Origin of the sequence: Deinococcus sp. Marseille-Q6407 (assembly GCF_946848805.1) — a bacterium.
GTDB lineage: Bacteria > Deinococcota > Deinococci > Deinococcales > Deinococcaceae > Deinococcus.
This window is the reverse complement of record NZ_CAMPFU010000009.1, coordinates 1-25,435: the sequence shown is the minus strand read 5'-3', so window position 1 is coordinate 25,435 and position 25,435 is coordinate 1. Positions and strand designations below refer to the sequence as shown.

27 protein-coding genes are annotated in these 25,435 nt (G+C 55.9%); 6 read left to right on the top strand and 21 right to left on the bottom strand.

Going from position 1 to position 25,435, the window contains the following annotated elements; genetic code table 11:
- Window positions 1-285: 285 nt before the first annotated feature.
- The 4 genes from OCI36_RS13070 to OCI36_RS13055 form a co-directional block, all read right to left on the bottom strand.
- Complete coding sequence (locus tag OCI36_RS13070; RefSeq protein WP_261665502.1) at window positions 286-840, bottom strand: PIN domain-containing protein; 555 nt, start codon at window positions 838-840, stop codon at window positions 286-288.
- Window positions 841-842: 2 nt separating this feature from the next.
- Window positions 843-1,265, bottom strand: a complete 423-nt coding sequence (locus OCI36_RS13065) for a helix-turn-helix domain-containing protein (RefSeq protein ID WP_261665501.1) — start codon at window positions 1,263-1,265, stop codon at window positions 843-845.
- A gap of 234 nt (window positions 1,266-1,499) precedes the next feature.
- On the bottom strand, window positions 1,500-1,724 hold the full coding sequence (locus OCI36_RS13060; protein ID WP_261665523.1) for a type II toxin-antitoxin system death-on-curing family toxin: 225 nt from the start codon (window positions 1,722-1,724) through the stop codon (window positions 1,500-1,502).
- A gap of 147 nt (window positions 1,725-1,871) precedes the next feature.
- The gene (locus OCI36_RS13055; protein ID WP_261665522.1) at window positions 1,872-2,057 is read right to left on the bottom strand and encodes a MazF family transcriptional regulator; all 186 of its coding nucleotides are present in this window, start codon (window positions 2,055-2,057) and stop codon (window positions 1,872-1,874) included.
- 129 nt (window positions 2,058-2,186) lie between these two features.
- Between OCI36_RS13055 and OCI36_RS13050 the strand changes: the two genes are divergently transcribed.
- Both OCI36_RS13050 and OCI36_RS13045 read left to right on the top strand, forming a co-directional pair.
- Window positions 2,187-2,738: a recombinase family protein gene (locus OCI36_RS13050; RefSeq protein WP_261665521.1), complete on the top strand. Its 552-nt coding sequence runs from the start codon at window positions 2,187-2,189 to the stop codon at window positions 2,736-2,738.
- A gap of 292 nt (window positions 2,739-3,030) precedes the next feature.
- Complete coding sequence (locus OCI36_RS13045) at window positions 3,031-4,119, top strand: transposase (RefSeq protein ID WP_261665520.1); 1,089 nt, start codon at window positions 3,031-3,033, stop codon at window positions 4,117-4,119.
- A gap of 300 nt (window positions 4,120-4,419) precedes the next feature.
- Here OCI36_RS13045 and OCI36_RS13040 read toward each other — a convergent pair whose 3' ends face one another.
- From OCI36_RS13040 to OCI36_RS12980, 13 genes are all read right to left on the bottom strand, one after another.
- Window positions 4,420-6,027 (bottom strand): type I restriction-modification system subunit M, encoded by a 1,608-nt coding sequence (locus OCI36_RS13040; RefSeq protein ID WP_261665519.1) that lies wholly within the window; start codon window positions 6,025-6,027, stop codon window positions 4,420-4,422.
- A complete protein-coding gene (locus OCI36_RS13035; protein WP_261665518.1) occupies window positions 6,024-7,370 on the bottom strand; it encodes a restriction endonuclease subunit S in 1,347 nt (448 codons plus the stop codon). Before OCI36_RS13035 ends, OCI36_RS13040 begins: the two co-directional genes overlap by 4 nt.
- A gap of 7 nt (window positions 7,371-7,377) precedes the next feature.
- Window positions 7,378-7,815, bottom strand: coding sequence for a type II toxin-antitoxin system VapC family toxin (locus OCI36_RS13030; RefSeq protein WP_261665517.1), 438 nt, complete (start codon window positions 7,813-7,815; stop codon window positions 7,378-7,380).
- Window positions 7,812-8,057: a hypothetical protein gene (locus tag OCI36_RS13025; RefSeq protein WP_261665516.1), complete on the bottom strand. Its 246-nt coding sequence runs from the start codon at window positions 8,055-8,057 to the stop codon at window positions 7,812-7,814. The genes OCI36_RS13030 and OCI36_RS13025 overlap by 4 nt, the downstream gene beginning before the upstream one ends.
- Window positions 8,058-8,115: 58 nt before the next feature.
- Window positions 8,116-11,088 (bottom strand): type I restriction endonuclease subunit R, encoded by a 2,973-nt coding sequence (locus OCI36_RS13020; protein WP_261665515.1) that lies wholly within the window; start codon window positions 11,086-11,088, stop codon window positions 8,116-8,118.
- A gap of 452 nt (window positions 11,089-11,540) precedes the next feature.
- On the bottom strand, window positions 11,541-12,005 hold the full coding sequence (locus tag OCI36_RS13015) for an MbcA/ParS/Xre antitoxin family protein (RefSeq protein WP_261665514.1): 465 nt from the start codon (window positions 12,003-12,005) through the stop codon (window positions 11,541-11,543).
- A gap of 216 nt (window positions 12,006-12,221) precedes the next feature.
- Complete coding sequence (locus OCI36_RS13010) at window positions 12,222-12,680, bottom strand: hypothetical protein (RefSeq protein WP_261665513.1); 459 nt, start codon at window positions 12,678-12,680, stop codon at window positions 12,222-12,224.
- A 5-nt stretch (window positions 12,681-12,685) separates the two neighbouring features.
- Window positions 12,686-13,543 carry a hypothetical protein gene (locus tag OCI36_RS13005; protein WP_261665512.1) on the bottom strand — a complete coding sequence of 286 codons (858 nt, stop codon included), beginning with the start codon at window positions 13,541-13,543 and terminating at the stop codon, window positions 12,686-12,688.
- A 1,527-nt stretch (window positions 13,544-15,070) separates the two neighbouring features.
- Window positions 15,071-16,462, bottom strand: a complete 1,392-nt coding sequence (locus OCI36_RS13000) for a hypothetical protein (RefSeq protein WP_261665511.1) — start codon at window positions 16,460-16,462, stop codon at window positions 15,071-15,073.
- Between the two features lie 405 nt (window positions 16,463-16,867).
- Window positions 16,868-17,335: a hypothetical protein gene (locus OCI36_RS12995; protein WP_261665510.1), complete on the bottom strand. Its 468-nt coding sequence runs from the start codon at window positions 17,333-17,335 to the stop codon at window positions 16,868-16,870.
- A 308-nt stretch (window positions 17,336-17,643) separates the two neighbouring features.
- Window positions 17,644-19,281: an MBL fold metallo-hydrolase gene (locus OCI36_RS12990; protein WP_261665509.1), complete on the bottom strand. Its 1,638-nt coding sequence runs from the start codon at window positions 19,279-19,281 to the stop codon at window positions 17,644-17,646.
- Window positions 19,282-19,769: 488 nt separating this feature from the next.
- Window positions 19,770-20,336, bottom strand: coding sequence for a PIN domain-containing protein (locus tag OCI36_RS12985; RefSeq protein ID WP_261665508.1), 567 nt, complete (start codon window positions 20,334-20,336; stop codon window positions 19,770-19,772).
- Complete coding sequence (locus OCI36_RS12980; protein ID WP_261665507.1) at window positions 20,333-20,719, bottom strand: excisionase family DNA-binding protein; 387 nt, start codon at window positions 20,717-20,719, stop codon at window positions 20,333-20,335. The genes OCI36_RS12985 and OCI36_RS12980 overlap by 4 nt, the downstream gene beginning before the upstream one ends.
- 251 nt (window positions 20,720-20,970) lie before the next feature.
- On the opposite strand from OCI36_RS12980, the gene OCI36_RS12975 reads away from it, so the two are divergent.
- Window positions 20,971-21,528, top strand: coding sequence for a ParA family protein (locus OCI36_RS12975; RefSeq protein WP_189643842.1), 558 nt, complete (start codon window positions 20,971-20,973; stop codon window positions 21,526-21,528).
- Complete coding sequence (locus OCI36_RS12970) at window positions 21,525-21,815, top strand: hypothetical protein (protein WP_261665506.1); 291 nt, start codon at window positions 21,525-21,527, stop codon at window positions 21,813-21,815. The genes OCI36_RS12975 and OCI36_RS12970 overlap by 4 nt, the downstream gene beginning before the upstream one ends.
- Window positions 21,816-21,930: 115 nt before the next feature.
- Here OCI36_RS12970 and OCI36_RS12965 read toward each other — a convergent pair whose 3' ends face one another.
- Both OCI36_RS12965 and OCI36_RS12960 read right to left on the bottom strand, forming a co-directional pair.
- Window positions 21,931-22,197, bottom strand: coding sequence for a hypothetical protein (locus OCI36_RS12965; protein ID WP_261665505.1), 267 nt, complete (start codon window positions 22,195-22,197; stop codon window positions 21,931-21,933).
- Between the two features lie 317 nt (window positions 22,198-22,514).
- The gene (locus OCI36_RS12960) at window positions 22,515-22,727 is read right to left on the bottom strand and encodes a helix-turn-helix domain-containing protein (protein ID WP_229839095.1); all 213 of its coding nucleotides are present in this window, start codon (window positions 22,725-22,727) and stop codon (window positions 22,515-22,517) included.
- A gap of 97 nt (window positions 22,728-22,824) precedes the next feature.
- Here OCI36_RS12960 and OCI36_RS12955 point away from each other — a divergent pair, with 97 nt between their 5' ends.
- The gene (locus tag OCI36_RS12955) at window positions 22,825-23,025 is read left to right on the top strand and encodes a hypothetical protein (RefSeq protein ID WP_261665504.1); all 201 of its coding nucleotides are present in this window, start codon (window positions 22,825-22,827) and stop codon (window positions 23,023-23,025) included.
- A complete protein-coding gene (locus OCI36_RS12950; protein ID WP_261665503.1) occupies window positions 23,022-24,110 on the top strand; it encodes a transposase in 1,089 nt (362 codons plus the stop codon). Before OCI36_RS12955 ends, OCI36_RS12950 begins: the two co-directional genes overlap by 4 nt.
- Window positions 24,111-24,216: 106 nt before the next feature.
- Here the strand turns inward: OCI36_RS12950 and OCI36_RS12945 are convergent, their stop codons facing one another.
- On the bottom strand, window positions 24,217-24,771 hold the full coding sequence (locus OCI36_RS12945) for a PIN domain-containing protein (RefSeq protein WP_261665502.1): 555 nt from the start codon (window positions 24,769-24,771) through the stop codon (window positions 24,217-24,219).
- Between the two features lie 2 nt (window positions 24,772-24,773).
- Window positions 24,774-25,196: a helix-turn-helix domain-containing protein gene (locus OCI36_RS12940; RefSeq protein WP_261665501.1), complete on the bottom strand. Its 423-nt coding sequence runs from the start codon at window positions 25,194-25,196 to the stop codon at window positions 24,774-24,776.
- Window positions 25,197-25,435: the final 239 nt, after the last annotated feature.

Genomic DNA, 25,435 nt, shown 5'->3' with positions numbered 1-25,435 from the left:
TCACCCTGACGACGCTGCACCGCTCAGAGGCCCTGACCTTGAAGGAAGCTGCACGCCTGGCTCTCTACGCCTTGTTCCCCGAAGTCAGGCTCAACCACCTGCTGGGCCAGCTTCGGAAAGAGCAAGACTTCCTGCGCCAGCACGGCTATTCGCTCAGCTATGCAAGGTGCAAGTTATGAGCTATACCCCAGCCTGACGATCCCGCCCCGCCTCAAAAGCGGGGTTTTCTTGTCCATCTAGAGTGCCCTTTGAAATATCTGACACCTGTCAGGGTGTGTCTCGGCTCTAGATAGACAGTGTATGAAGCCTGCTGGCGCTTTCAGGCATCTGATTTCGTTCCAGAGCAGAGGCGACATTCGAAAGGCTCATAGGCGGATTCTTCAGTGACGCCACCAGCTTGGTCAGCGCGATGCGACAGCCTTCTGCATTCGTTTCCAGCAAGTGGCTCAGTACCTCATCGGGGTGCTGCACCACGAGGCCAGGTGGCAAAGTGTCTTTGGGAAAGTCCTTGAGATTGAAGGTCACCAGGATGTTCGCTCTAGCTCGGATAGCGGCAGCCAAAACATGGCGGTCATCAGGGTCAGGGAGCTGCAAGTCAGGTAACAGGGCTTCGTAGCCACTGACATTCGCTGCTGGAAAAGCAGCTTCCATTCGCTCCTGTGTGCGGGTAATCGTAGCTTCGCTGTACCCAGCGTCATCCACTAGATGACGTTTCCATTCCTGCTGCACTTCAGCCGACCAGTAGATAGTGCACACCCGTTGGACAGCCAGCCGCAGGAGCAGGTTTCGCAGAAGCTCGCCGTACAGCACGTTGGCGTCTAGAAAAAGTCGTGGAGGCAAGTTCAGTACATCCCAGCTGCTTGTTCGTCTGCCACAATGTCATCTAGCAGGGCATGTTGCCTATCCTGCTCAGCTTGGAAGGCTTGAATATCCGAGAGGGCAATTCTTCTATGTGTGCCTACCTTGCGGTAAGGGATAACACCGGTCTCCAGCAGATGGGTAATTAGATAAGGCCGACTGACCCCTAGCAGCTCCGCCGCTTCCTGAGCACTCAGTTCACGCTTGCTGGTAAGGAGGGTGACCCCATTGCCTTCCTGAAATTCTTTGAGGCTAGCTTTGAGCAACTCCACCAATACGGGTGAAGCAGGTAGCGCAGGCTGTCCAGGAAGGTTGATTTCTACAGCACCACCCTGCTCAAGTTGGCGAGCAAAGGCTGCCAGCAATTGGTGCTCTTCGAGCTGTGGACTAAAGGTAGAAGCTGTCATGCTTACAGATTACTACATCTGCAATAAATGAAATACTTAAGCTACACGCTTACCACTTCTGCCCATGTCCTTGCAGCAGCGTGAACAAACCCCAGCACAACAAGCTTCTCACAAACGAACGTTTCTGCAACACTTTTATCCCTCCGATGAAATCACCCTTCCGGCCTTGCAAAAACCCCTTGCAGAATAAAAATCAAATGCAACAGGTTTGTGCAATGGAACTTGAAGTGGGCACTACCAGACTGCACGCTCAAAGCGTTCGATCGCCTCTTCCAGTGAGAGCTGTCCCTGGGCCACCGCCAGGGTCAGGTCGAACAGTTCCTGTTGACTCAGGCGCAACCGAAGGTCATGCAGGGCCAGCCACACCAGGGCACAGCTCAGTGAAGTTCTCTTGTTCGCATCGACGAAGGCGTGGGCACGTGACAGGTAATAAAGGTAGGCCGCCGCCTGGGCAGGCACTGTCGATACCGCCGTTGCCCAAACAGTTCCTGAAGCGGTTGCGCCAGTGCACTTTCCAGTAACCCTGGGTCTCGCAAACCGGGCGAGCCGCCATAGCGCTCGATCTGAGCGTCATGCAGCGCCTCCACTTCTTCCCGACTTAAGCCTTCAAGCATCGGCCAATTGGCGGAAAAGGTCATCGTACTCACTCAGCACCTGGTCACGCGCCTGAGCAAAACGCTGCTGACGAGCCAGGGTCTCAGGACGCGATGCGTCCTGGGCCGGCGTGATGATAATGGCATTCCCCTGAATCTCGATCTGCACTTCGCTGCCGATGCCCGTCAGCTCTTTCATGTCTTTGGTGATGACCAGGGCCTCGCTGTTCCCAATTCGAGAAAGGGTCTTTCGCCTACCCTATTCTAACGGTGTTCGTACCAAGAGGCACCGTGTGATTTTGCTTCTCCGTTTGTGCAAGGCTTTCCCATGCTTATCGGCTATGCTCGCGTCTCCAAAGGTGACCAGGACTCCGCACTCCAGCTCAAGGCCTTGGAAGCCGCCGGAGTCACCCGCATTTTCAAAGAACAGGCCAGCGGTGGCCGCTGGGATAGGCCGGAGTTACACAAGGCCCTGGAACATCTCCGCGAAGGAGATGTGCTGGTGGTCTGGAAACTGGACCGACTCAGCCGCAGTCTCAAGGACCTGCTGACCTTGCTGGAGGACATCGAAGGACGGGGAGCAGGCTTCCGCAGCCTGACCGAGAACATCGATACGACCACGCCAGCTGGACGGATGATGATGCAGATGGTCGGCAGCTTCGCAGAGTTCGAGCGGGCGATGATTCGTGAACGCACCAGGGCTGGCCTGGAACAGGCCAAAGCCGCAGGCCGGGTGGGGGGCCGCCGACCCAAGCTGACTCCAGCTCAGCAAGAAGAAATCCGTGAAGCGGTTCGGTCAGGCAGAAAGACCGCTGCTGACTGCGCCAGGCTCTTCGGAGTCAGTCAGGCGACGGTGTCACGCATTCTGGCTGCGAGTTGAATCCGGTGCTGAGCACTTCACCCATCAAGTGCTGCACTTCTCTACCTGACTCCAACGCGGTTTGCCATAATGCTGTTAAACTTCCTCTGTCTCTGCACCTATGAAGGAGCACTCCAGCCATGTTTAACATTCTGCAGAGGTTCAAAAGACGGCCTGTTTTTACACTACCGGATCCCCCTCCTAAGATGGTGGTCCCAGATGTAACTCCGGAGTCTCAGTAGGTGACAACTTCTCAGAACTTGCACCTGAATAGGCGGACAAAAAGCGCTCCCAGAGCTGAAATTCTGGAAGTGTGTACAAACAGGTTTCAGGGGAGCGCACCCATATTCTCTCACATCGGATTCTGGACATTCCAGAGACGCTGTACCAACGGCGAAGCCTGGAGGCTTCGCTGCACCTTTTCCACAGTCCAGGTCAGAAGACCAACTTCAGCCAGGCTGAGGGAGTCAGTCCCAGTGCACTGAGTCGCTTCTTCAACGTCTATGACTGGGATTCAGACCGCTGCTGGGAAGAGATGCAGGACTTCCAGTGGCGCATCCTGCTGGATACAGCTCGTCACAAACGTAGACCTCGTCTGCGGCTCAGCGTGGATCTGACCACGGTGGAAAAGGTGGGAATTCAGCTGCCCTACGTCAGCGTCTACAACGGCAGGCACGGCATCCATCTGGTGGTCTTGTTCGCCGAATATGGGGAACTTCAGTTCCCCATTTCTTACCGGATCTACCAGGGCAAGCACACCAGCACCCCGGTCACGCTGGCCCTCGACTTGCTGGAAGAGGTGCCAGACTTCGTGGGGAAACGCTTTCAGGTCTGCGTACTGGCGGACAGCGGATTCGAATCCGCTGTCTTTCTGGACGGTGTGCAGCGTCTCGGTTTCGAGTTCGTGGTGGGTGTGCGGAGCAACCGGCGCACAGACCATCCTGGACAGGTGACAGTGGCGGATTGTCCGCACGGAGGGTATGTCAACCTCGCCAACTGGCCTCTGGAAACGCTGACCCTGGGGAGAATAGACCGTGGGGACCGCGAATTCTTCGCGGTGTCGTCTGAGCTGTTAGAGGGGAAGGACATCCTTGCTGAAGGAAAACGGCGCTGGGCACTGGAGTCGTTTTTCAAAGAAGGGAAGCATCAGTTTGGGTTGGCGCAGTTCGCGCTGCGAACTGCCAGGGGTCTGGACCGCTGGATTTTGATGGTCTTCCTGGCCTTCACCCTAACCATGCTGTACCGCTCTGAGGACATGACCCTGAAAGAGGCGGCACGCCTGGCCCTCTACACCCTGTTCCCCGTAGTCAGGCTCAACCATCTTCTGAGTCAGCTCCAAAAAGAACGAGAATTTCTTCTCCAGCACGGCTATTCGCTCAGCTATGCAAGGTGCAAGTTATGAGCATTGCCAATCGGATGAAAAGTGATCTTTGCCATAACGGTGTCCTCCAGGGAATACAGGATGAATACGTTCAGTTCCTACAACGGATTTCGTGTCATGAGGTGCAAAATACTGGGGCATCTGAAAAGGCGATACGCCTGCCCAGTACATGAGAAATCGCAAACATCTTGAGCTAGTCCCTGAATTTAGAGGCTCAAGCAACATGACTATAGCATAATTCTTTATGTGTTTCTGTAAATAACCAACCCAGTGAATAGTCTTCGGGTTGCTCACCATGCTGGACAAGCACCATGTAGCCTCTCAACCAAGCAGTGGTAGCCCCAACTCCCGCAAAAACCCGTTGTGCCGCTCCGTCGCCTCCTGGATACGCTTCTCAATCTCCGAGAGGTTCCCATGCACCGCCTGCAGGTCAATCTGTTCCTCGGCCTGGTCGGTGCTCACATAGCGGGTAATGTTCAGGTTGTAGCCGTTCTCGCGGATTTCGTCCATCGATACGCGACGGGAGTAGCGTTCTTCTTCACTACGGTTCTGATAGGTCTCCAGAATCTTCTCGATATCCTGGGGACGCAGTTCGTTCTGGCGCTTTTTCTTGCCAAAGTGTTCACTGGCATTGATGACGAGAACGTCATCAAACTTCTTGCACTTCTTGAGCACCAGGATCGCTACCGGGATACCGGTCGAGTAGAACAGGTTAGAAGGTAAACCAATGATGGTATCGATGTTGCTGTCTTCCAGCAGCTTCTTGCGAATCCGCTCCTCCGCTCCACCACGGAACAGAACGCCGTGAGGGAGGATAATCGCCATCGTGCCTTCCTGAGACAGGTAGTGGAAGCCGTGCAGCAGGAAGGCGAAGTCTGCTGCCGACTTAGGAGCTACGCCGTAGCTCTTGAAGCGGGCATCCTGTGCAGTGGCCTCCCCTGGTTCCCAACGGAGACTAAAGGGTGGGTTGGCCACCACCGCATCGAACTGCAGCTTCTTGGCGGGATTCTCTTCTTTGAAGATGTCCCAGTCGTTGCTGAGGGTATCCCCGTGAAAGATGTCGAACTCGGTGTCCTTGACCCCGTGCAGCAGCATGTTCATGCGGGCCAGGTTGTAGGTGGTGATGTTCTTTTCCTGACCGTAGATCTTGCTGATGTCGCCGCCGTGGGCTTCTACCGTGCGCCGCACGTTTAGCAGCAGGGAGCCGGAGCCGCTGGTCATGTCCAGCACTTTACCGAGGTGCTTCTTATAGCCCAGTGAGGGGTCCTGGCTGTCCAGAGCTACGATGCCGGACAGCACGCTGGAGACCTGCTGGGGAGTGTAGAACTCCCCAGCCTTCTTACCCGAGCCTGCGGCGAACTGACCGATGAGGTACTCGTAAGCGTCACCCAAGGTGTCGCTGTCGGTGGAGAACTCGCTGAGGCCTTCGGCAATCTTGCCAACGATATTGCCCAGCTTCTTGTTACGCTCGGTCTGGTTCTTGCCCAGCTTCTCGGAGTCCAGATTGATTTCCGAGAACAGGCCCGCAAAGTTGTCACCGAACGATTCCTCTTCGATGTACTTGAACCCTGCGCGGAGGGTGCTCAGCAGGTCTTCGCTCTGCTTGCGGGCCAGCTCAGCGATGTGGCTCCAGAGGTGCTGAGGCTGAATGACGTAATGCACCTCCTTGCGCATCATGTCTTCGAAATCTGCGATGTCATCTGGGTTCTGGTCATAGAAAGCTTGCAGGGCGTTTTCGCCCTCCCCTACTGCGGGCCAGTCTTCGCCCAGTTCCTGCTTGGCGCGGGCTTCGTAATTGTCCGAGAGATACCGCAGGAACAGGAACGCCAGCATGTAATCGCGGAAGTCGTCGGCATTCATGGCCCCGCGCAGCTGGTTGGCAATCGCCCAGAGCGTCTTACCCAGTTGGTTCAGTTGTGCATCAGTCATTTGCCAGCCTCCTGTGCGGCAGCGGTGGTAGAAGGAAACAGCCCCTGCATCAGCCCACGCTTGAACTCCTGCAAGGCCGCGATCTTGTCAGCCTGAGCGGTGATGAGGTCGTCGAGGGAGGAGAGGGTGGCAGCGATGCGTTGTTGTTCGGGGAGAGTTGGGAACCTTAATTTTACTGATTCAAGTTTATCGTAAAAAAAGTAACTTCTTATACCACCTTCTGAAGCATTATTTACAATTTTGATGAACTTTTCCGACTTCAGAATCGTAAATAGGAAAATATCATTTATTTCTTCAGTGGTTTTAAAGCAGACGTAAAGAGAGCTAACAATAACTCTTTCTAAATTACCGCTATAGCCTATAGAACCAACATTTATTCTGGCTGGGTTATAAGCGAAAGTCTCTTTCTCTACAACTTTGTATAGCGATGTGTCATATCCGCGCTCATGACTGTCTACTCCCTCAAACTGCTCGGATTGAGGAACGAATCCGCCCACATTGCTTATCGAATAGATTGGCAGCTTTTCCTGCTTTTTGTTGCGTACACTAAGTAACCTTGTAACTTCTCCCAATCTCTTCTCCTCCCACTCCCCAGCCCCCGCAAACTCAGGAAACCGCAGCCGAGGCACACGCTCGCCCTCAGCAGGAAACAGCCCTTGCATCAGCCCCCGCTTGTGCTGGCGCAGGGCTTCCAGCTTGTCGGTGTGGGCAGTGATGAGGTCGTCTAGGGACGAGAGGGCGGCGGCGATGTGGGTTTGCTCGGGGAGGGGGGGAAAGGTCAGGCTCACGCTAGCCAGCCTATTGGCCGATAAACCTAAGACTTTCGCCCCCTGGCTCTCTTTCTGAATTTGTCGCCTTACACTCTCACTTTTAAAAAGATGCCCAGGAAAGCCAAGTGTAAAAGTATCCGTTTTTGGCCGTGCCAGAATTGTATGTAAGCCAGCGACCAACTTTTGATCATCTAGAGAAACCACTTCTATAGATTTACCAATATCAGCCATATCTTCTGATGCATCCGCGATTACCACATCACCAATTTGGATAAAGTTTCCAGGCTTTATCCTTGCAACGTCCTCTTGTTGAGTTATAAAAGGAATCTCTTCTTTGGCTACATCTAGATGAGAGGCAAAGCGGGTGTGAATATCCCCGTAGTGAATATTTTTCACCTCCCCAGAGTTGTAATTGAGACGCTCTCTGGAAAGTGAATTATTCCCTAAAAAAGTAAAAACCTCTCCCAGCCGCTTCTCCTCCCACTCCCCCTGCCCTTCAAACTGCTTGAACCTCAGCCGGGGTGGGGGCACGGTTTTGGCGGGCGGTTGCTGCTCTTGCTTCTCAGTGGTCATCTCTGACTTACTCTCTTTCTTCTTCCGTGGTCCAGATGTTCAGGAGGGGTACGTCCAGTGGCTCAAAGTCACTCTCGTTGCGTGTTACCACGGTCAGGCCATGCGCGGCAGCCGTCGCAGCAATCAGGGAGTCCATGCTGGCAGGCGTTTTGCCTCGTGCGCGGGCCGCCTGATACCGCTCGGCCCATTCCTCCACCACCGCTGGGGTGATGTTCAGGATGCCCCCACTGAACATCAGCAAGAAGCTCTGGTCATACCACTGTTGTAGCGCCGCCCGTTTCTTTTCGCTGGGCGTAGCCAGGATGCCCCGCTGGATTTCCCCCAGCGTGATGACACTCAGGGCCACCTCGGTGATGGGCGTCTGTCCCAGCCAAGTGGTGACCGCTTGACTGAGTTCCGGCTTGGTCATTTCACTGATGACATTGGTATCCAGCAGGAACTTCAAAGCTCTATATCCCTTGACTGATCCTGTGGCCGTTCGGTCACCAGTTCCGCGTCCTGGGGCAAGCCCGCAAACGCCGCTAGCACAGGAACGAAGGGCTCTGCCTGGGCCGGCTGCATCTGAATCACCAATGTCACCCCATCCGGGCGGCTGATGCGCTGCGGTTCGCCGTTCGCGGCCAGCTGCATAATTTCCTCCCAGTGGCTTTGCGCTTCGCTGTAAGCCCAGATGTCGTGCTTGGTCATGCCGCCCAGTTTAGTCGTTGGGGCCAGGCTGTTCAGGAATGCTGAGTTGAAGGCCGTCTTACTCATAGGCTCCCAGTCCTGCGATGTCCCGACCTTCAGCTCTGCGGCGCAGCACCAGGGTCAGGTCGCCCATCAGTTCTTCCCGTCTGCGCTTGCGTTCCTTCCAGCCCAGGTTCAGGGGGGCCAGCAGTTCGTTCAGGGTCTCACTGTCGAAGATCAGGCGCTGCAGGGTGGTGGTCACGAAAGCCTCCAGGGCCTGCGGGTCTATCCCGTGGGCCTGGGCAATGCCCTGCACTTCTTCTGCATTCCGCGCTTCTTTGAAGCGCTCGTAGCCCGCCCACAGCTCGGCTTCAGTCAGGGCCACGCCAGTCGGCAGGTTCAAGATGTACTCCGCAAATTCTTCGCGCTCATCCATGAACTTGGCATCGGACCCGATCAGGGCCAGCAGCTTCTCACGGGTGGTGCGCTGCTGCTCAGGGGTTTCCTGGGCACTCGACTGCGCCAGCAGGGTCATGATGTAGTCGTAATCGATGATGGCTGAAGCGAACAGCACCAGTTCGAAGTCAAGGTTCTCCAGCTCTTCCTCGTCTTCTTTGGGCTTGTCCTTGCTCTGCTTCAGGGTCTGGGCTGTTTCCAGATAAGCGCCTCGGAACGCCTGCAGTTCATCTGGGGGCAGGATGGTGGTGATTTTTTCCTGTTGCTCTTCGGTCAGGTCGGTGTACTGCTCCAGCTGGGTCGAATAGCGCTGCACATCCTTGAACAGCTTGATGAACTGGATTTTGGCGCTGTCGCCGGGCAGGTTATGAACCTGATCGGCGGTAGGTTCCAGATCATAGAGCGACATGAAGGTCGTCACCTTCTGCACTGCTTTTTCCAGCTTTTCGATGACCTTGGGAGCTTCCTCCACCAGCCAGATTTCACGGCTGCTCTCCCCATCACCACTGGAAAACAGGGTGATGGCCTTGTCCACCGCTTCCTGCTGGCCCCGGAAGTCCAGGATGTTCCCATAAGGCTTGGTGGCGTTCAGGATGCGGTTGGTCCGGGACATGGCCTGAATCAGGCCATGATGTTGCAGCTTCTTGTCCAGGTACAGGGTATTGAGGTACTTGGAATCGAACCCCGTCAGCAGCATGTCCACCACGATGACGATGTCGATCTTCTGCTCGTGGGGGTAGTCCTTGTTGGGCCACTGCTGGTCCTTGATGCGCTTCTGGACATCCTGGTAGTAGGCATCGAACTCGCTGATTTTGTGGTTGGTCCCGTACTGCGCGTTGTAGTCGCTGATGATGCGCTCCAGGGCCTGTTTCTTGGCTTCGGGGTTCTCCTGGTTGTCAGCGCTCTCCTGCGGCAGGTCTTCTTGAATCTGCTTGGATTCGGCGCTGACGTAAGCTGGCGGTGAAAACACCGCCGCGATGTTCAGAGGCTTGAAGGCCGGGTCTTCGGCCTGACGTTCGGCCTGCACCTGCCCGAACAGGTTGTAGTACTCGATGGCATCGTCAATCGAAGCGGTGGCCAGAATCGCATTGAACTTGCGCCCAGCCGTGGCCGCGTCGTGCTTTTTCAGGATTTCAGTGATGACCGCCCGCTTGGGTGGGGGTTCGTTGCGGCTCGCAGCCGCAACCCCTTCCACGGACTCCGGCTTGTAGTAGTCCACATGGAACTTCAGCACATTGCCGTCGTCGATGGCGTGGTTGATGGTGTAGGCATGCAACTCGCGCTGAAAGATGTCCTCGGTGGTCTGGTAGGTCGCTTCTTTGCCCTTTACCTGTACGTAGCGGGCGTTCTCGTCGAAGATAGGCGTGCCAGTGAAGCCGAACAGCTGCGAGTTGGGGAAATAGTTCTTGATGGCCTTGTGGTTCTCTCCGAACTGCGAACGGTGGCACTCGTCGAAGATGAAGACGATGCGCTTGTCCCTTAGCGGTTCAAGCTGCCCCGCGTACTCACCCTTACTGCCCCCGCTCAGCGCCAGTCCCAGCTTCTGGATGGTCGTCACAATGACCTTGTCCGCCTGGTCGGTGGACAACAGTCGCTTGACCAGCTTGCCAGTGTTGGCGTTCTCTTCCACGCTTCCAGCCTGGAAGCGATTGAACTCTTCACGGGTCTGACGGTCCAGGTCCTTGCGGTCCACCACAAAGATGCACTTGTCGATAGCATCGTTGTCTTTCAGCAGGGTGGACGCTTTGAAGGAAGTCAGCGTCTTCCCGCTGCCGGTGGTGTGCCAGATGTACCCGTTCCCGGTGTTCTGGGCGATGCTGCCCACGATGGCCTTGACCGCGTAAATCTGGTAGGGCCGCATCATCATCAGACGCTTCTCGGTTTCGAGCAGCACCATGTAGCGTCCAATCATCTCCCCCAACGTGCATTTGGCCAGGAAGGCGTCCGCAAACCTATTCAGATCCGTGATCTTCTTGTTCTGCTGATCAGCAAATTGGTAAAGCGGAAGGTAGCGCTCATCCGCATTGAAGCTGAAGTGCTCCTGACGGTTGTTGGCAAAGTAGTGGGTGCTGCCCCCGTTGCTGACCACGAACAGCTGGATGAACGTCATCAGCGAGTTTCCGTAGCCATTGCCTGGGTCGTTCTTGTAGTCCACGATCTGCCGCATGGCAACCTGTGGGGTCACATCCTTCTTCTTCAACTCCACCTGGGCGACGGGTACGCCGTTCATCAGCAGCACCACGTCGTAGCGGTGATGGCTGCTGTGGGTATTCATTTTGAGTTGACTGACCACCTCAAAGGTGTTCTTGCACCAGTCTTTGATGTTGATCAGGGTGTAGTCCAGCGGGGTACCGTCATCCCGGAGCATGGTGTGCTTGGCCCGCAGGGTTTTGGACGCCTGAAAGGTATCAGACGTGGTGATGTCCTCCAGCAGCCGCGCGAACTCGCTGTCCGTCAGCTTGACGCTGTTGAGTTTTTCGAACTTCTCTCGGAAGTTCGCTTCCAGCGCAGCGCGGCTACGGATATCAGAGCGATAAACGTACTTCAGCTCCTGCAACTTGTCGATAAAGGACTGCTCTAGCTCGGCTTCTTTCACGGATACTCTCCCCTTGACGACTGCACCGGGTCTGACATTTGGCCCACCTCGCAGTGGGCTAAGGCATGGAATTTACTTATGCTAGCGCCACTTTTCAGGCTATGTAGCGCATTTTGCGCCTATAGCCTCTGACCATCATCCCGAAGCGGTGCAGGTCTTCGTCCAGGGTGCAACGCCTTGCTGACCTTCACGGTAGAAGTTAAAGTGTGTCTGAAAATTCCAGATCAGGGACTGAGTGAGATCCGACCTCCCTCAGTCCCAACATCTTCAGCGGACCTCATAGAGAAAAAATCCCTCAGGAGCGGATTTTAAGGCGGGGCTACTTGCGTTCAATCATTAGGCTCTGCCTGACAGCACACAGGACGCCCCGCTTTTCAGACATGCTCCTTCCCCGTGGTTGGGTATCGACGTAGCAGCAGCGTTGGGACAGTTCCAAACCCATCGCCAGACTTTCATCCGTAGGTCACGGCTTCGAGGGATTCCAGATATCGTTTCAGACGTTCGCGGCCAGTAGCAGTCTGCAGAAGCTGGTAGGGAGCTTGGCCGTCGAGGTGCTGTTTGGGACTGCTCAGCCAGGCACCAACTTGTTCTCTATCCAGCAGTGCAGCCGTACGTGCAAAGAGTTCAATGCCTTGAAAAGCCCTATCGACCAATTCAAGAGAGGGCTTAGCGTTGCTGCCTCTGCTACGGCTGACCGTAGCTTGTGAGATACCGAGAATCGGGTAGACCTCTTTCTTCGTTAGACCCGTCAGGGCTGAGAACTGGTCGGCCCAATCGGCGGTGCTGGTCTTCACCAACACTGCAATGGCTTTGTTGTCGGCCTTCTCGAGGGAACGGCGTAGTTCCTGCGGAGATGCACCGAAGACCTCTGTGCTATAGGTTTCGAACTGCTGCTGAAAAAGATGTGTTTGAGACATCCGCGCCCGTCCTTCTGAATCATTGTCAGACTATGCAACCGGATTCAATGTGAGAGGGAGTAGGTCTTCTTAGTCCTCTACTTCGGCCTGGATGTACTTCAGCAACTCCTGTTCCACCATATCGCCCATCGTCAGCCTCTTAAGCGCCGCCACTGCACCTGCGGCCCGCTTCGGGCAGATCACCTATGGCAAGTCTGGTGGCCATCCACACCAGAATTATTCCTGGAGAATGCTGGCCGAGGTGGGTTGCTCCGCCCCCTCCCCACTCTCAAACTCTCTATTTTGCTCGCTTCGGCTTTGGGTTGGCTCAGGAGCTAGCTGAACCGGCGTCAGATCTGCTTCGCCCACCTGCTTGACGGTTTGATCAGCCTGTCGTCCGGACTTCACACCTTTGGTGCGTTTTTTCCTTTCCAAACGCGGCTGTGTGATTGGCTGGAATGTCAGCCGACCTATCAGACGTGCTGACCAATCAGGCATCTCCACACTCGCTCCTTCGAAGAGAAGATGCGCAACAGCCTTGGCCGTTTTGGGAGGGAGCTTCATAATCTCTGCCAGGGCGACCACCAGCTCCTTCTCGGAAGCCGCTTCCACCTGATGAGGGAACTTGCTGCCCTGTGGAGTTAGTTCAAAAATTAGACGGCCGTCGAGACTAAATTTAGAGGTGGATTCAGGCATACTTTCTACTCCTCTTCCGGTGTACTCCGGTCTATCCATAAGGTTTCGAGTGGGGCCATTTTGACAGGCAACAATCTGCTGTAAGGCGGCTTCGGCCATACCAACGCTGCTTCTTTAGGATATTGCTTCTCCCACATTCTAGCGGCGTACATGTAGAGCAGCCAGATATCCGTTCTGATTCCACTCAGCCCAGGATAGTGGGTCAAGTGCTGGCTCAGACCTTCCAGCTGCTTACGAACTCCTGTAGGAGAACGGGTCGTTCCAGGTGCCGGCAGTTTGGCCTCATTTTGAGGCGTCTTCTGACGCGGGTAACGACCATGGATCAGGCGCTTAACATTCTTCTCGTAGGTCATACGGGCGTTGCGGCTCAGCCTCCAGGTGATGCGTTCTCTGGCTTTCACCGGGATGGTTTTCGGCTTCTTATATTTGTGGCTTTCTGCAAGCATCACAGCCTGAGTTGTCAGAGAATAATTGCGCCAAGTTAATGGCTCATACTCATCCAGCACCTGCTGCCAGTTTTCACGGTCATCGGGAGCTATGTTGCTCAATAGAAAGACAGTGACCCTGTCCTTATCCGGGGGCATGATGATCATCGTAACTGCTGGAAGACCCACCTTCCGTAAGGCGCTTCGGGTGAGGTGATCAGCCACTACGCTTGGATAGCGTTCTCGAAGAATTTGGATCCTTTTCTCAGCCGTTTCTCTAGGCAAAACGATTGTGGCCGCGAGAGGGGATGTTTTCACCGTCCTGGCGATCTGCTGGAGGGCGGGCGTCACAGTGCTATGTGCCAGTACTGCTGGGAGCTGAGGCATGAAGTGAGGATAGTCGAAAAGTTGTGATTGCGAAAACTTCTGTTTTTTCAATTTACTATATTCAATATACGGATGTTGCTATACGAGACAGAAAATGTAACCTCGCCTTCCTCTTCTTCACTCACACTGAGGCCTAATATCCCCGTGAACTCCTCTTCGCAGAGAAAATTCACTGGGCGACTAGCCATCGCCCGGACTCGGCGTAGCTGCGTGCGTGGGAAACCTAGCTGGCGCGGCTGCAACGGGCACGGAGGGGTGAGACTCCCCTCTTTGACCCAATCCCCTTCTGAGATGTTGGGCGACAACGAAACGGGCCCTCAGGTAACTGAGCATGCCCTGTCGGTTTGGAAATATGGGAGGCGTGCTGGCAACGGCACGACAAACCCCCGCACAGGTAGGCTCACTTCAGCCGGTAACGGTTGATGGCTGGTGGATTATGACGAGAGGTGATGACTCCCGCATGAGACCATTGGTGGCACCACTCGGCGCAAGCTGGGTGGGTCGGTGGATAGCTCAAGCCTGTAACGCGGTCCACAACGATGGACCGTTTGAGGTGTTGGCACATGGTGTGCCAGAAAGTCAGTGGTTGGAGCCGCACCTAAAAGCGCGGAAGCTCAGAGATGAGTCAATGGAGTACATGCAGCAGGGTACCGGGGAGCTATGGAACATCTGCCCTGGGAAAGGTGCCGTCCAGTGCACCGGACTGTATAGCGAAGCGCATGGAAACACCAAGCGGGCTGCTGAAATGCAGAAGAACCGACTAAGTTGGGAAGCGCCTTGCCGTGTCTGTATCAGCAGACATCATCGATTGGCAGGTAAGGTGTGGGAGAGGTGGGCAGCGGGGAATCAAGCAGTAGCTCCCGTGACCTTAAATGCTAGTAAGTTAAAACCGTCCGAGCAGGAAACCACCTGTGAGTGCGGCGTACTGGGATGGAGCAGGTCATTCCGGGCTGAAAGCGGCCACCGAGAGTGGGGAGTCGACTCAATCGGCTGTCTGCGTGAATATGTTTCTGCGAAGATTTTGGTCAGCAATGACTGGTTCACAAATAAGCATCAGGTTGGCCCCTGGCGCGAGTTTGTCATGGAACGGGTGACGCCGTTCATAAGTGTTGTACGTCCCGCTTGACGTTAAACAAGCACACATCTCCACAGAAAATTCTGACTGGAGACTTCCGCCGCGGTGTTCACTCCACCGCACGACTACCCGTTCGGTAAGGCTCTATTCGGAGTACTCATCCGTGCTCAGTTACGGATGCGCGATGTGCGGCGGACTTGCTCAGTCACCCGCCTCCCCTGTACTGGTTGGCCAGGCATGACCTGACCAAAATTCACAGCAGCACCCGCTCTGAGCAAGCGTGGCTTCCATACGAGTGAACTCGCCACCCTGTGGCACAGCACTCAGGCAACTGAGGAAGACAAAACATTGGTATTTTTGTGCGGTCTGGTGAGCGATAGCACTGGCAACCAGGACGCCATCTACAACCACAGTGTAGGCAGGTAGGAGTCATTCCCACTCGCCGGGCCGGGTCAATCACTTGATTGATCCGGTTTTCCCATTTATAGATGTCAGTGCATTTTTCAGTTGGTGAAGTTGCCCACCTCCATCCCCAGGTCACGCACGTTGTATCCCGTGGCCGCCCGCGCTTTCTTGTTGAGGCGGGACATCAGCAAGCCGCCTGGGGTCTCAATGACTTTGCCCTTTCGCTCCTGCTGGTTTATCCAGCGCTGGGTCCGCTGCACCGTTTCCCTCACAGTGTCCATGCCTAGATGAATCAGGGCTTTGAAGTAGCCCATAGCGGCTACTTCACGGGCTTCCTCACGGTCAAATTCAATGGCCAACTGGCACGCAGTTTCCCATTCCACCGTGTTGTGCTCCCACGCCGCCGCCGCCGCGCCGCGGAACCTTTCTCTATCGAATGAATCAAGCGTGCGAGCAGATTGGCTCTCCCCTACCTTAGAAGCCAAGCTAGCAGCATTGAGCCATCTTCTGACTCTCTGTGTATCACTCCAGCCTCCTGGGGCCGCTAACGCGGCAGATAGCCCTTCCAAAGCTTGCCCCTCAGGTTTTCCACAGGTCGCTTTGTTTATTGAATTTAAGGGGCTATCTTTACAAGGCTCAAGTTGACAGTTAAAGTCCTGGACGATAAAAACTCCACCCTCATCTACCTTGCCCTCCTGACACGCCTCTTCTAGGTCAGCAGGCAACTCTGGCTCATACAGTGCCACGCTGACAATAAGGCCCACATTACGTTGCGCCTTACCGCTCTCCTCGTCTACCACCTGCACCTTCTGGGTGCGAAGGAAGAGATGGGCCAGGGGGTGCTGTAAAGCACGGTGGAAGGTACTGGCCGACATTCCACACTCTTCCTCTGCGAAGCTGTACCGCTCGCCGTCTACCTGGATAAAGACCTGCTCCCGCACTTCCACGGGACGGCTTTCCTTATCAGCCTGTAACCAGCAGTGCTTCCGCAGAGCCTCAATAACGGTCATCAGGTTGCGGCCCTGACTGCCCAGCCGCTTTTTCCCCGCCACACTGGCGCTGCTGATGCTGGTCAGCGTTCTGCGCCACTTGTCACTCACGCTTCGCACCAACTGGCCAAGCTTCTGACCTTCCTGATACGGAAACTTCACTGGTTTAAAGGTGCGCGTCGGGGTATAGCCAATCGCTACAGGGCGCTCTTTGACCGACTTGCGGTATAGGCCCAGCTCTTTTAAGGCAGCTTTGCGAATTTGGGCTTTGGACTGCGACTTCTCGGCTTTGGCAGGGCTGGCGTGACCTGCGGCAGCAATCTCTTCAGCTGTTGCCCCCGCTTCCAGCAGGCGGCGCTGCTCGGCCAGTTGTTGACGACGGGCTTCTTCATTTCTGCGCCGCACATCGCCAATGGATGGGGGAAGATCAGCCTCCAAGTGGCCTGGCATGGTGTTGAGTTCGCTGTAGAACTGCTCTCCATATACGAAGGCAGCCGTCATTTGTCGACTCCAAATGATGGGGCAATCTGGAAACTACCAAGCTCCAAAAATTCAGTTTTCATTGTCAGATGTCTCGCTCTCAAGGCGCTACAACAGCAGAAAGTGACTTCTGCTTGTTGAAACAAAGGGAGGTCTGCGGTAACATCCAGTCACTCTTGGCGTTGAGTGTCTGGATAAAACCAACTAGTTCATTAAGCTCTGTGGCGGCAACCATGGAGCTTTCATTTTTGACGGTTCAGAAATTCTTGGTCAGCTGTTCTCCTTAACTCAACATCATACCTGGGGTTTGGGTGCATCGGTGCTACGTCCCGATTCCTAGAGTACTTGGGGTTTGGGTGCATCGGTGCTACGTCCCAATTCCTAGGGTACTTGGGGTTTGGGTGCACTGTCAGAACTTTACCTTGTTCAGGCATCATTTCGCCGTTCAGGACGTTCTTTCTTGGCAGGCACCCTCCTCCTTTCCTTGATCTGCTGAACCTTCACGGAGTCAGCCTCCTCTCTTTGATCATTGTGGTGTTCAGAAGCTATGCGTTCTGCCTCTGCAGCCAGGAGGCTCAGGTAGAACTCTTTGAGCGTGGTTTGGTCAAGCTCATGGGCCAGGCGCGCTTCACGTCTACGCTGACGAGCCACCTGCTTTCTGGATTTTGTGCGTTCTTCGGCCAGCCCTTTAGTCTGCTTCGGAGACAGCGGGGCATAGACGGGGCGAATCTGGTCGGCCACCAGATGGTCACCGATCAGGCCACCCCGGACATCCACCGCCGTCCACGACGGGTCAACGGTCTGCAGGATTCTGGGCGTGGTTTTGATACGGATGTTGAACGGCGGAATCTTCGCCCGGCCCGGATAAATTCGGACCGTCAGCAGCTGGGTCACAGGGTCTACCCGCATCAGTCGCCCCACGACCCAGAAGGTGGCCCCATTAGGCTCACCGTCCTTGGGAGAGCGAATGGCTCCCAGAGGCAATGGCAGCTTCACAGTGCCCTCTGCGTCTGTCCGGGGCCAGGTAACGAGTCTGACCCGCTGCCCTTCAATCTCCCCATAGCAGCGCACCTGATGACCTGCAACCTGATAGGACCCGTAGGCAGTCTCCTGTGGCCACCCGACCAGGATCACGTCAGCCCGGTGGGGTTCGCCACCTTTGATTCCCTGCCTGGGCAGAAAGCCCGAAGCCGGCACAGGAGTCATGGGGACCCCTCCTCTGCCACTTCCGTGGGTCCGCCTAAATGGCCCGTCCCCTCGCGCTCGGTGAGCTTCACCCGGGTCAGCTTGCCGCGCACCACTTCCAGGGTGTAGTTCCCGGAGCTGAATAGGTCACCTTCCAGCTCCTGCGGCAGGTTTACCACCAGGACGTGATGCTCGGGGTCGTAGTCCAGCTGGACTTCCATCCGGCGGTGCCGCTCTTTGGTCGCGGCCAGCTTCTTCTCCGACACCTTGAAAAAAGCCCCACGCCTGCGGCCCGTGTCCTTGAGCGGCACCTCCTCCCCTGCGGACGGCAGCCCCACATCACGCTTGGTGTCCAGAAAGCTTTTCAGGCTGTGCCGGGGAGCTGCCTCCCCGTGAGTCAGCAGCACCCGGCCAGGGTCGTAGCGGTTGATTAGGCCCAGCAGCCCTCCTCTATCCGCATGTGCGGACAGGTAGAAACGTTCGACCCGGCTATAGGCCGTCACTGGGGAGAAGCCCTCGCCCTGCGGGTCCGGCAACATCACCTCCCCGCCTTGCTGTAACTCCAGCAGGCGGCGACCAGGAGACTCGGCATCCTGATAACCCACCACGAACAGGGCATTGGTCGGGTCCGGTAACCAGGCACGGGCATAAAGGGGACTGACCCCGGCGTGCAGCATCCCGCTGGAGGCGATGACCACAGCCGGCCTGTCGCTGTTCAGGACGCGCTCACGCTCTTTATTGTCCTTGACGGTCTGCACGGTCCCCGCGAAAAAGGGGGAGAGCTTCGAGACCCTGGCGCGGTTCTGCAGGGCTTCGGGCAGCAGGGGCAGCATCTCCTCGTAGGCCTCGGTGACCCCCCGCGTCAGCCCGTCCAGATGAATGGGAGCGGTAGGCAACAGACCCCCGGCCATCGCAGTCTGCAGGATTTGGTTGATCTCCTGAGCGCGGCCTAGGGCGAAGGAAGGAATCAGAACCTTGCCCCCGCCTCTGAGCGTTTCCCCTATTGCCTCGACAAAGGTCCGGACCTGTTCTTTCCGGGAAGGGAGCAGGGTATCCCCGTAGGTGGCTTCGCTGACAACGGCATCCACTGGGGTCACCGCTTCCGGCATCCAAGCAGCATCTACCACTGGAGTGGCCACATTGCTCACATCTCCGGTGTGAAAGACGGTTCCAGCGCTGGACTCCAGCAGCACGCTCGCGGCCCCTAGCAGGTGGCCGCTAGGGAAGAAAGTGAAAGCGAAGCCGTGGTCATTCACCCGCTGGAAGTACGGCAAGGGCTGGATAGCTTTCAGGGTGCGCTGGAGGTCGCGCAGGCCAAAGAGGGGCTGCCCCTGCGACTCGGTCACTTTGAGGGTGTCCATCAGGGTGAGGCTGGCCAGCTTGGCGGTAGCCGGTGTGCAGTAGATCTTGAGTTTCGGAAAGCGCCGGATGACGACCGGCAGGGCCGCCACATGGTCGAGGTGGGCATGGGTCAGGATGATGGCAGCGGGGGGACTCTCTGTGAGCAGGTCCAGGCGGGGGAGGGCCGCCTCCCCCATCTGCCCGGGGCGCAGGCCAGCATCGATCAGCAGTCGCCCTTCGCTGAAGCGGTAGAGGTAGGAGCTGGCTCCCACCTCATCGGTTCCACCCAGGCCTGTAAAAGAAAACTCTGGCACCGCTTCAGGTTAGCGGATAGGCGCTGCCTGAGCGGAAGCTGATCTGGCTCGCCTCTAGGATGAGGGCGTGACGATAAAGTCAGCACGACTTCAGAGTAAGGACATCACTCAATGAACACAGCCCCTGGCAGACTAGGAGCAGCCTGCCGTCACCGGGATCGTTCACAAATGGCGGAAGCGTGCGCTCAGGTCGCCGTTTACCCCCGGTCTAGATTCGTCGACTCTAGTGGTTGAGCTACGTGCAGAGCGCTTGCCCCAGGAGCGTCAGGAGAAGGCACGGCGGAGTAAGTTTCCCAAGGAAGAGACTGAAAACAGAAGTCTCAGACAACATCTTCGGATCTAGAAAGATTTCTTTATTTCTTTCTTTCAGTCTCCTACTACCCTTTGAGGGCTCTCAAACTAGACAGACCGTGCTCCCTCTCTGCTCGTCAGCTTCCTTTAGAAGGAACAGTGACGATGGTGCAATTCCCAAAGGTTAGGAGCAGAGCCTAGCCGGTTGGCTCCGAGGTGAGTAAAGCAGCGAACTGCACCAGACCCACAGTACCCAAGCGCCGGTAGAAATCCGGGCGAGTGTAAGGCGGGTTGTGGAGGCTCCGACGAAGCTCCTCTAGGACTTCCAATGTAGCCTCTGGCTTTGCCTGATAGAGACGGCACATCAGGTCATCCGGCGTAAGAGCTTCCACCCCATGTGGGGCCAGCAGTTCTCTGGGGAAATCCCTGAGATTGAAAGTCACCAGGAATTCCGCCTCTGCTTTGATCGCAGCAGCCAGCACATGGGCATCATCAGGGTCAGGCAAACCTAGTGTGGTCACCAGCGGTTCGTAACCAGTGACCTCAGCATCTGGCACTGCCTTTTCCATGAACTGACGGGTTCTCTGTAATCGCTCCAGGGAAAGGTCAGGGCGATCAGTCAGTAGATTCCGGATCCACTCTTCATGGATAGTATTGGTCCAGCGAGCCGCTATCAGGTCGCTGGTGGCACAGTGCATCAGCAGGTTGCGGATCAGCGACGGATAGAGAACATTGGCATCCAGCAGGCTGACTGATCCTATCAATCTAGGCCCATCTCCTGCAAATCATCCGCCAAGCTTTGAAGCGCCTTGCGGCGCTGCTGGTCCAGTTTTGCCTTATAGCCCATGACATCTTCTAGCTTCATGCGGCGGCGTGGACCCACCTTGCGGTAGGGCAAGGCTCCTGCCTCCAATTGCTTGACCAGGTAAGGTCGACTCACTCCCAGGAGATCGGCAGCCTGCCCGGTTCCGATTTCAGTGTCGACGGTGGTGACCTGGACTGCCTTCCCTGCGGCAAGCTGAGAAAGCATCTGGGTCATCAACTCGGCCAAACCAGGCGACAGCTCATCCTGTCCAGCAACCAGCCTGGTCAGTTGCTGCTGAGCGGCGCGAGTATCCGCTGGCGTTGGCAGGAAAGGGGCAGACATGATCCCAGTATACCTCGTCTGAACGAAACGAACGAAACGGATGTTATGACTTTGTCGCATAGCTACTGAGGTGTCAGGCAGGGTCAGCCAAGAAGCAGGTAAGCAGGAAGAGGGGGAACACAAGGTCGGCAGACCGATAGCCAACCCAAACCTGTGAGTTGCGTTCACCGGTGTAGGCGCTGTTCTTTTCGGACACAAACGTATTTTCTTTCTATCTTTCTTTATTACTTTCTTTCTTGTAAGATGAGGCCATGCCTCAAGTCATCTCTGTGATTTCCCGTAAAGGTGGGGTCGGGAAAACTGTGACTTCCCTTTACACGGCGGCCCTCTTCAAGCAGCAGGGCCATGACGTCGCCATCTTGGACAAGGACCCTGAAGGCAGTGCTGGAGCCTGGGCACGGGCAGCGGGCGACCTCCCTTTTCAGGTCTATCCAGAAGGCAAGCAGGACAAGGCCATGAAGCATGAGGTGGTGATCATCGACACGCCACCCAACGACCCTAAAGCGCTAGGGGAAGCAGCAAGAGTTGCCAGCCGGGTCATCGTGGTAGCCAAATGTAATGCCCTGGAAGCCGACCGCCTGATTCCGACTCTGGACGCTCTAGCTGCTTCAGGATTTGAAGGTCAGTGGGGCATTCTCCTCACGCAGGCCCGCGGTGGCCTCGGCAGGGAAATGCAATTGGCCCTTGAAGAGGAGGACCTCCCCGTCTTCGGAGTCATTCCCCACTTGGTGAAGTATGAGCGGGCTTTCGGGATGCTGCCTGCGGACCTGACCGAGTACCGTGAGGCCCTGCAGGAGGTGCTGAAGTGAGCACGAAAAAAGGCATCAGCATTGGCGCGGCGATGAAGCAGCGAATGGATAAGGAGCAGCAGGTACCGCAAGAGCAGGAGCTTACGGCAACTTTGCGCCAACCGGAAGTTCAGTCAGTCAGTGCATCCACCGAAGCGAGCCTCAATGACCCGCTGGAATCCTTCAACACCAGATTGCCCAGAAGCCTCCAGCGCCGTCTGAAAGTTCACGTTGCTCTGCAGGGCGGCAAGATTCAGGATGTGGTACACAACGCACTGGACGAATATCTAACCAAACACGGCCAGTAATCTTTCTTTCAAGAAAGAAAGATTACTTATGATTCCTGCGTGGCCACTAGGAAAACGTAAGCCCCGTCAAACAGTGCCTTCTCTCTTAAGCCTCTTGTATCCGGGGGAGCGGTAGTCAGTAGCTGGGAGTGGGCAGCGTTCCAATGGAGGCCGAATAGGTGGCCCTGCTGCCATACTCTCCCAAGCTGAATGCAGCAGGGGTCTGCTCACCGATATCGAGCCAGCCTGCGCCAAGCACCCGTTCTCCCTTCCGGCAGGTGACCAGCAGGGTGCCCACCCCCTGAAAGCCGAAGGTTTCGTCGGCGATGAAGTCGAGGTTGAACTGATCGAGATTGCCACTCAGTCCGTTGACAGAGATGCGTTCACAGCGGCCCATCGTCACGTCGACGAAGTGAGGCCGGGGTGCGTCCCGGTATGGAGGCGCTGGGGCTCGCGGCCAGAGCACAGGGAAGCAGGCCAACTAAGAGTCAGCAGCAGGGTGCGGTTCATGGATGAACCTCCTTGTGGCAAGGGAGAGATAGAGGGGAAGATTTCGGTGCTTTTCGGCCCAATGGGGAAGACGACCTCTACGGTGAGGGTACCGCGTCCCTGTATCTGCAGGAGATGCTGCACGCGGACCCCGTCAGGGCAGAGAAATTCACAGGGCTGATTGTAGGCACCGCGGAGCCACCGTCTGTTCCAGGCGTCTGCAGCTTCTGCCTATTTCCCGGTCCTGTCGTCTTGCCGCCGTGGCTGAAGTTGACGTGGGACAGCCACCAGATCAAGGTCAAGCAGATCAAGAGCTTTGAGGAGGCTCTCGGGTATCTTTCCGTATTCACCACTGAGCAACTGGCTAACCGCACTTTTACCGATACCCAGTTCATCCGCCAGGCGCTGCTGAGTCCATCCTTTCCTCACCAGGGTGCCCCGCATCACTTGCCGTATACGGGCATCGCTGTCCACGTCGGCAGCTTAGCCAAAGCAAAAACAGCGTATTGACCGTAGTTTAGTGATTCACTAAACTACATTTATGAATGAAACAGCGACAGACAAATGGAGAGCCGAGGAATTGACTTGGGAGGCTATTGGGAGCGCGATGGGTGTATACGGCATGCTGGATTTGGCCTGCCAACAATTACCTCGTCCCCATGGCGAAAAACATAAAACTCAGAACTTGCACCTGAATAGGCGGACAAAAAGCGCTCCCAGAGCTGAAATTCTGGAGGTGTGAATCAACCGGTTTCAGGGGAGCGCGTCCGTATTTTCGCACAGCAGGTTCTGGATATTCCAGAGACGCTGTACCAACGGCGAAGCCTGGAGGCTTCGCTGCACCTTTTCCACAGTCCAGGTCAGAAGACCAACTTCAGCCAGGCTGAGGGAGTCAGTCCCAGTGCACTGAGTCGCTTCTTCAACGTCTATGACTGGGATTCAGACCGCTGCTGGGAAGAGATGCAGGACTTCCAGTGGCGCATCCTGCTGGATACAGCTCGTCACAAACGTAGACCTCGTCTGCGGCTCAGCGTGGATCTGACCACGGTGGAAAAGGTGGGAATTCAGCTGCCCTACGTCAGCGTCTACAACGGCAGGCACGGCATTCATCTGGTGGTCCTGTTCGCCGAGTATGGGGAACTGAAGTTCCCCATTTCTTACCGGATCTACCAGGGCAAGCACACCAGCACCCCGGTCACGCTGGCCCTCGACTTGCTGGAAGAGGTGCCAGACTTCGTGGGGAAACGCTTTCAGGTCTGCGTACTGGCGGACAGCGGATTCGAATCCGCTGTCTTTCTGGACGGTGTGCAGCGCCTGGGTTTTGAGTTCGTGGTGGGTGTGCGGAGCAACCGACGCACGGATCATCCTGGGCGGGTGACGGTTGCGGACTGTCCGCATGGGGGGTACGTCAACCTCGCCAACTGGCCTCTGGAAACGCTGTCTCTGGGGAGGATGGACCGTGGGGACCGTGAATTCTTCGCGGTGTCGTCTGAGCTGTTAGAGGGGGATGACATCCTGGCCGAAGGAAAACGGCGCTGGGCACTGGAGTCGTTTTTCAAAGAAGGGAAGCATCAGTTTGGGTTGGCGCAGTTCGCGCTGCGAACTGCCAGGGGTCTGGACCGCTGGATTCTGATGGTCTTCCTGGCCTTCACCCTGACGACGCTGCACCGCTCAGAGGCCCTGACCTTGAAGGAAGCTGCACGCCTGGCTCTCTACGCCTTGTTCCCCGAAGTCAGGCTCAACCACCTGCTGGGCCAGCTTCGGAAAGAGCAAGACTTCCTGCGCCAGCACGGCTATTCGCTCAGCTATGCAAGGTGCAAGTTATGAGCTATACCCCAGCCTGACGATCCCGCCCCGCCTCAAAAGCGGGGTTTTCTTGTCCATCTAGAGTGCCCTTTGAAATATCTGACACCTGTCAGGGTGTGTCTCGGCTCTAGATAGACAGTGTATGAAGCCTGCTGGCGCTTTCAGGCATCTGATTTCGTTCCAGAGCAGAGGCGACATTCGAAAGGCTCATAGGCGGATTCTTCAGTGACGCCACCAGCTTGGTCAGCGCGATGCGACAGCCTTCTGCATTCGTTTCCAGCAAGTGGCTCAGTACCTCATCGGGGTGCTGCACCACGAGGCCAGGTGGCAAAGTGTCTTTGGGAAAGTCCTTGAGATTGAAGGTCACCAGGATGTTCGCTCTAGCTCGGATAGCGGCAGCCAAAACATGGCGGTCATCAGGGTCAGGGAGCTGCAAGTCAGGTAACAGGGCTTCGTAGCCACTGACATTCGCTGCTGGAAAAGCAGCTTCCATTCGCTCCTGTGTGCGGGTAATCGTAGCTTCGCTGTACCCAGCGTCATCCACTAGATGACGTTTCCATTCCTGCTGCACTTCAGCCGACCAGTAGATAGTGCACACCCGTTGGACAGCCAGCCGCAGGAGCAGGTTTCGCAGAAGCTCGCCGTACAGCACGTTGGCGTCTAGAAAAAGTCGTGGAGGCAAGTTCAGTACATCCCAGCTGCTTGTTCGTCTGCCACAATGTCATCTAGCAGGGCATGTTGCCTATCCTGCTCAGCTTGGAAGGCTTGAATATCCGAGAGGGCAATTCTTCTATGTGTGCCTACCTTGCGGTAAGGGATAACACCGGTCTCCAGCAGATGGGTAATTAGATAAGGCCGACTGACCCCTAGCAGCTCCGCCGCTTCCTGAGCACTCAGTTCACGCTTGCTGGTAAGGAGGGTGACCCCATTGCCTTCCTGAAATTCTTTGAGGCTAGCTTTGAGCAACTCCACCAATACGGGTGAAGCAGGTAGCGCAGGCTGTCCAGGAAGGTTGATTTCTACAGCACCACCCTGCTCAAGTTGGCGAGCAAAGGCTGCCAGCAATTGGTGCTCTTCGAGCTGTGGACTAAAGGTAGAAGCTGTCATGCTTACAGATTACTACATCTGCAATAAATGAAATACTTAAGCTACACGCTTACCACTTCTGCCCATGTCCTTGCAGCAGCGTGAACAAACCCCAGCACAACAAGCTTCTCACAAACGAACGTTTCTGCAACACTTTTATCCCTCCGATGAAATCACCCTTCCGGCCTTGCAAAAACCCCTTGCAGAATAAAAATCAAATGCAACAGGTTTGTGCAATGGAACTTGAAGTGGGCACTACC

Bases quoted from the DNA above. Each gene is read 5' to 3' on its own strand.
- OCI36_RS12980 (WP_261665507.1), bottom strand. From the start codon at position 20,719: ATGTCTGCCCCTTTCCTGCCAACGCCAGCGGATACTCGCGCCGCTCAG.
- OCI36_RS13035 (WP_261665518.1), bottom strand. From the start codon at position 7,370: ATGACCACTGAGAAGCAAGAGCAGCAACCGCCCGCCAAAACCGTGCCC.
- OCI36_RS13055 (WP_261665522.1), bottom strand. From the start codon at position 2,057: ATGAAAGAGCTGACGGGCATCGGCAGCGAAGTGCAGATCGAGATTCAG.
- OCI36_RS13000 (WP_261665511.1), bottom strand. From the start codon at position 16,462: ATGACGGCTGCCTTCGTATATGGAGAGCAGTTCTACAGCGAACTCAAC.
- OCI36_RS13050 (WP_261665521.1), top strand. From the start codon at position 2,187: ATGCTTATCGGCTATGCTCGCGTCTCCAAAGGTGACCAGGACTCCGCA.
- OCI36_RS13040 (WP_261665519.1), bottom strand. From the start codon at position 6,027: ATGACTGATGCACAACTGAACCAACTGGGTAAGACGCTCTGGGCGATT.
- OCI36_RS13065 (WP_261665501.1), bottom strand. From the start codon at position 1,265: ATGACAGCTTCTACCTTTAGTCCACAGCTCGAAGAGCACCAATTGCTG.
- OCI36_RS12940 (WP_261665501.1), bottom strand. From the start codon at position 25,196: ATGACAGCTTCTACCTTTAGTCCACAGCTCGAAGAGCACCAATTGCTG.
- OCI36_RS13025 (WP_261665516.1), bottom strand. From the start codon at position 8,057: ATGACCAAGCACGACATCTGGGCTTACAGCGAAGCGCAAAGCCACTGG.
- OCI36_RS13010 (WP_261665513.1), bottom strand. From the start codon at position 12,680: ATGCCTGAATCCACCTCTAAATTTAGTCTCGACGGCCGTCTAATTTTT.
- OCI36_RS13015 (WP_261665514.1), bottom strand. From the start codon at position 12,005: ATGTCTCAAACACATCTTTTTCAGCAGCAGTTCGAAACCTATAGCACA.
- OCI36_RS12955 (WP_261665504.1), top strand. From the start codon at position 22,825: ATGAATGAAACAGCGACAGACAAATGGAGAGCCGAGGAATTGACTTGG.
- OCI36_RS12960 (WP_229839095.1), bottom strand. From the start codon at position 22,727: ATGCGGGGCACCCTGGTGAGGAAAGGATGGACTCAGCAGCGCCTGGCG.
- OCI36_RS12975 (WP_189643842.1), top strand. From the start codon at position 20,971: ATGCCTCAAGTCATCTCTGTGATTTCCCGTAAAGGTGGGGTCGGGAAA.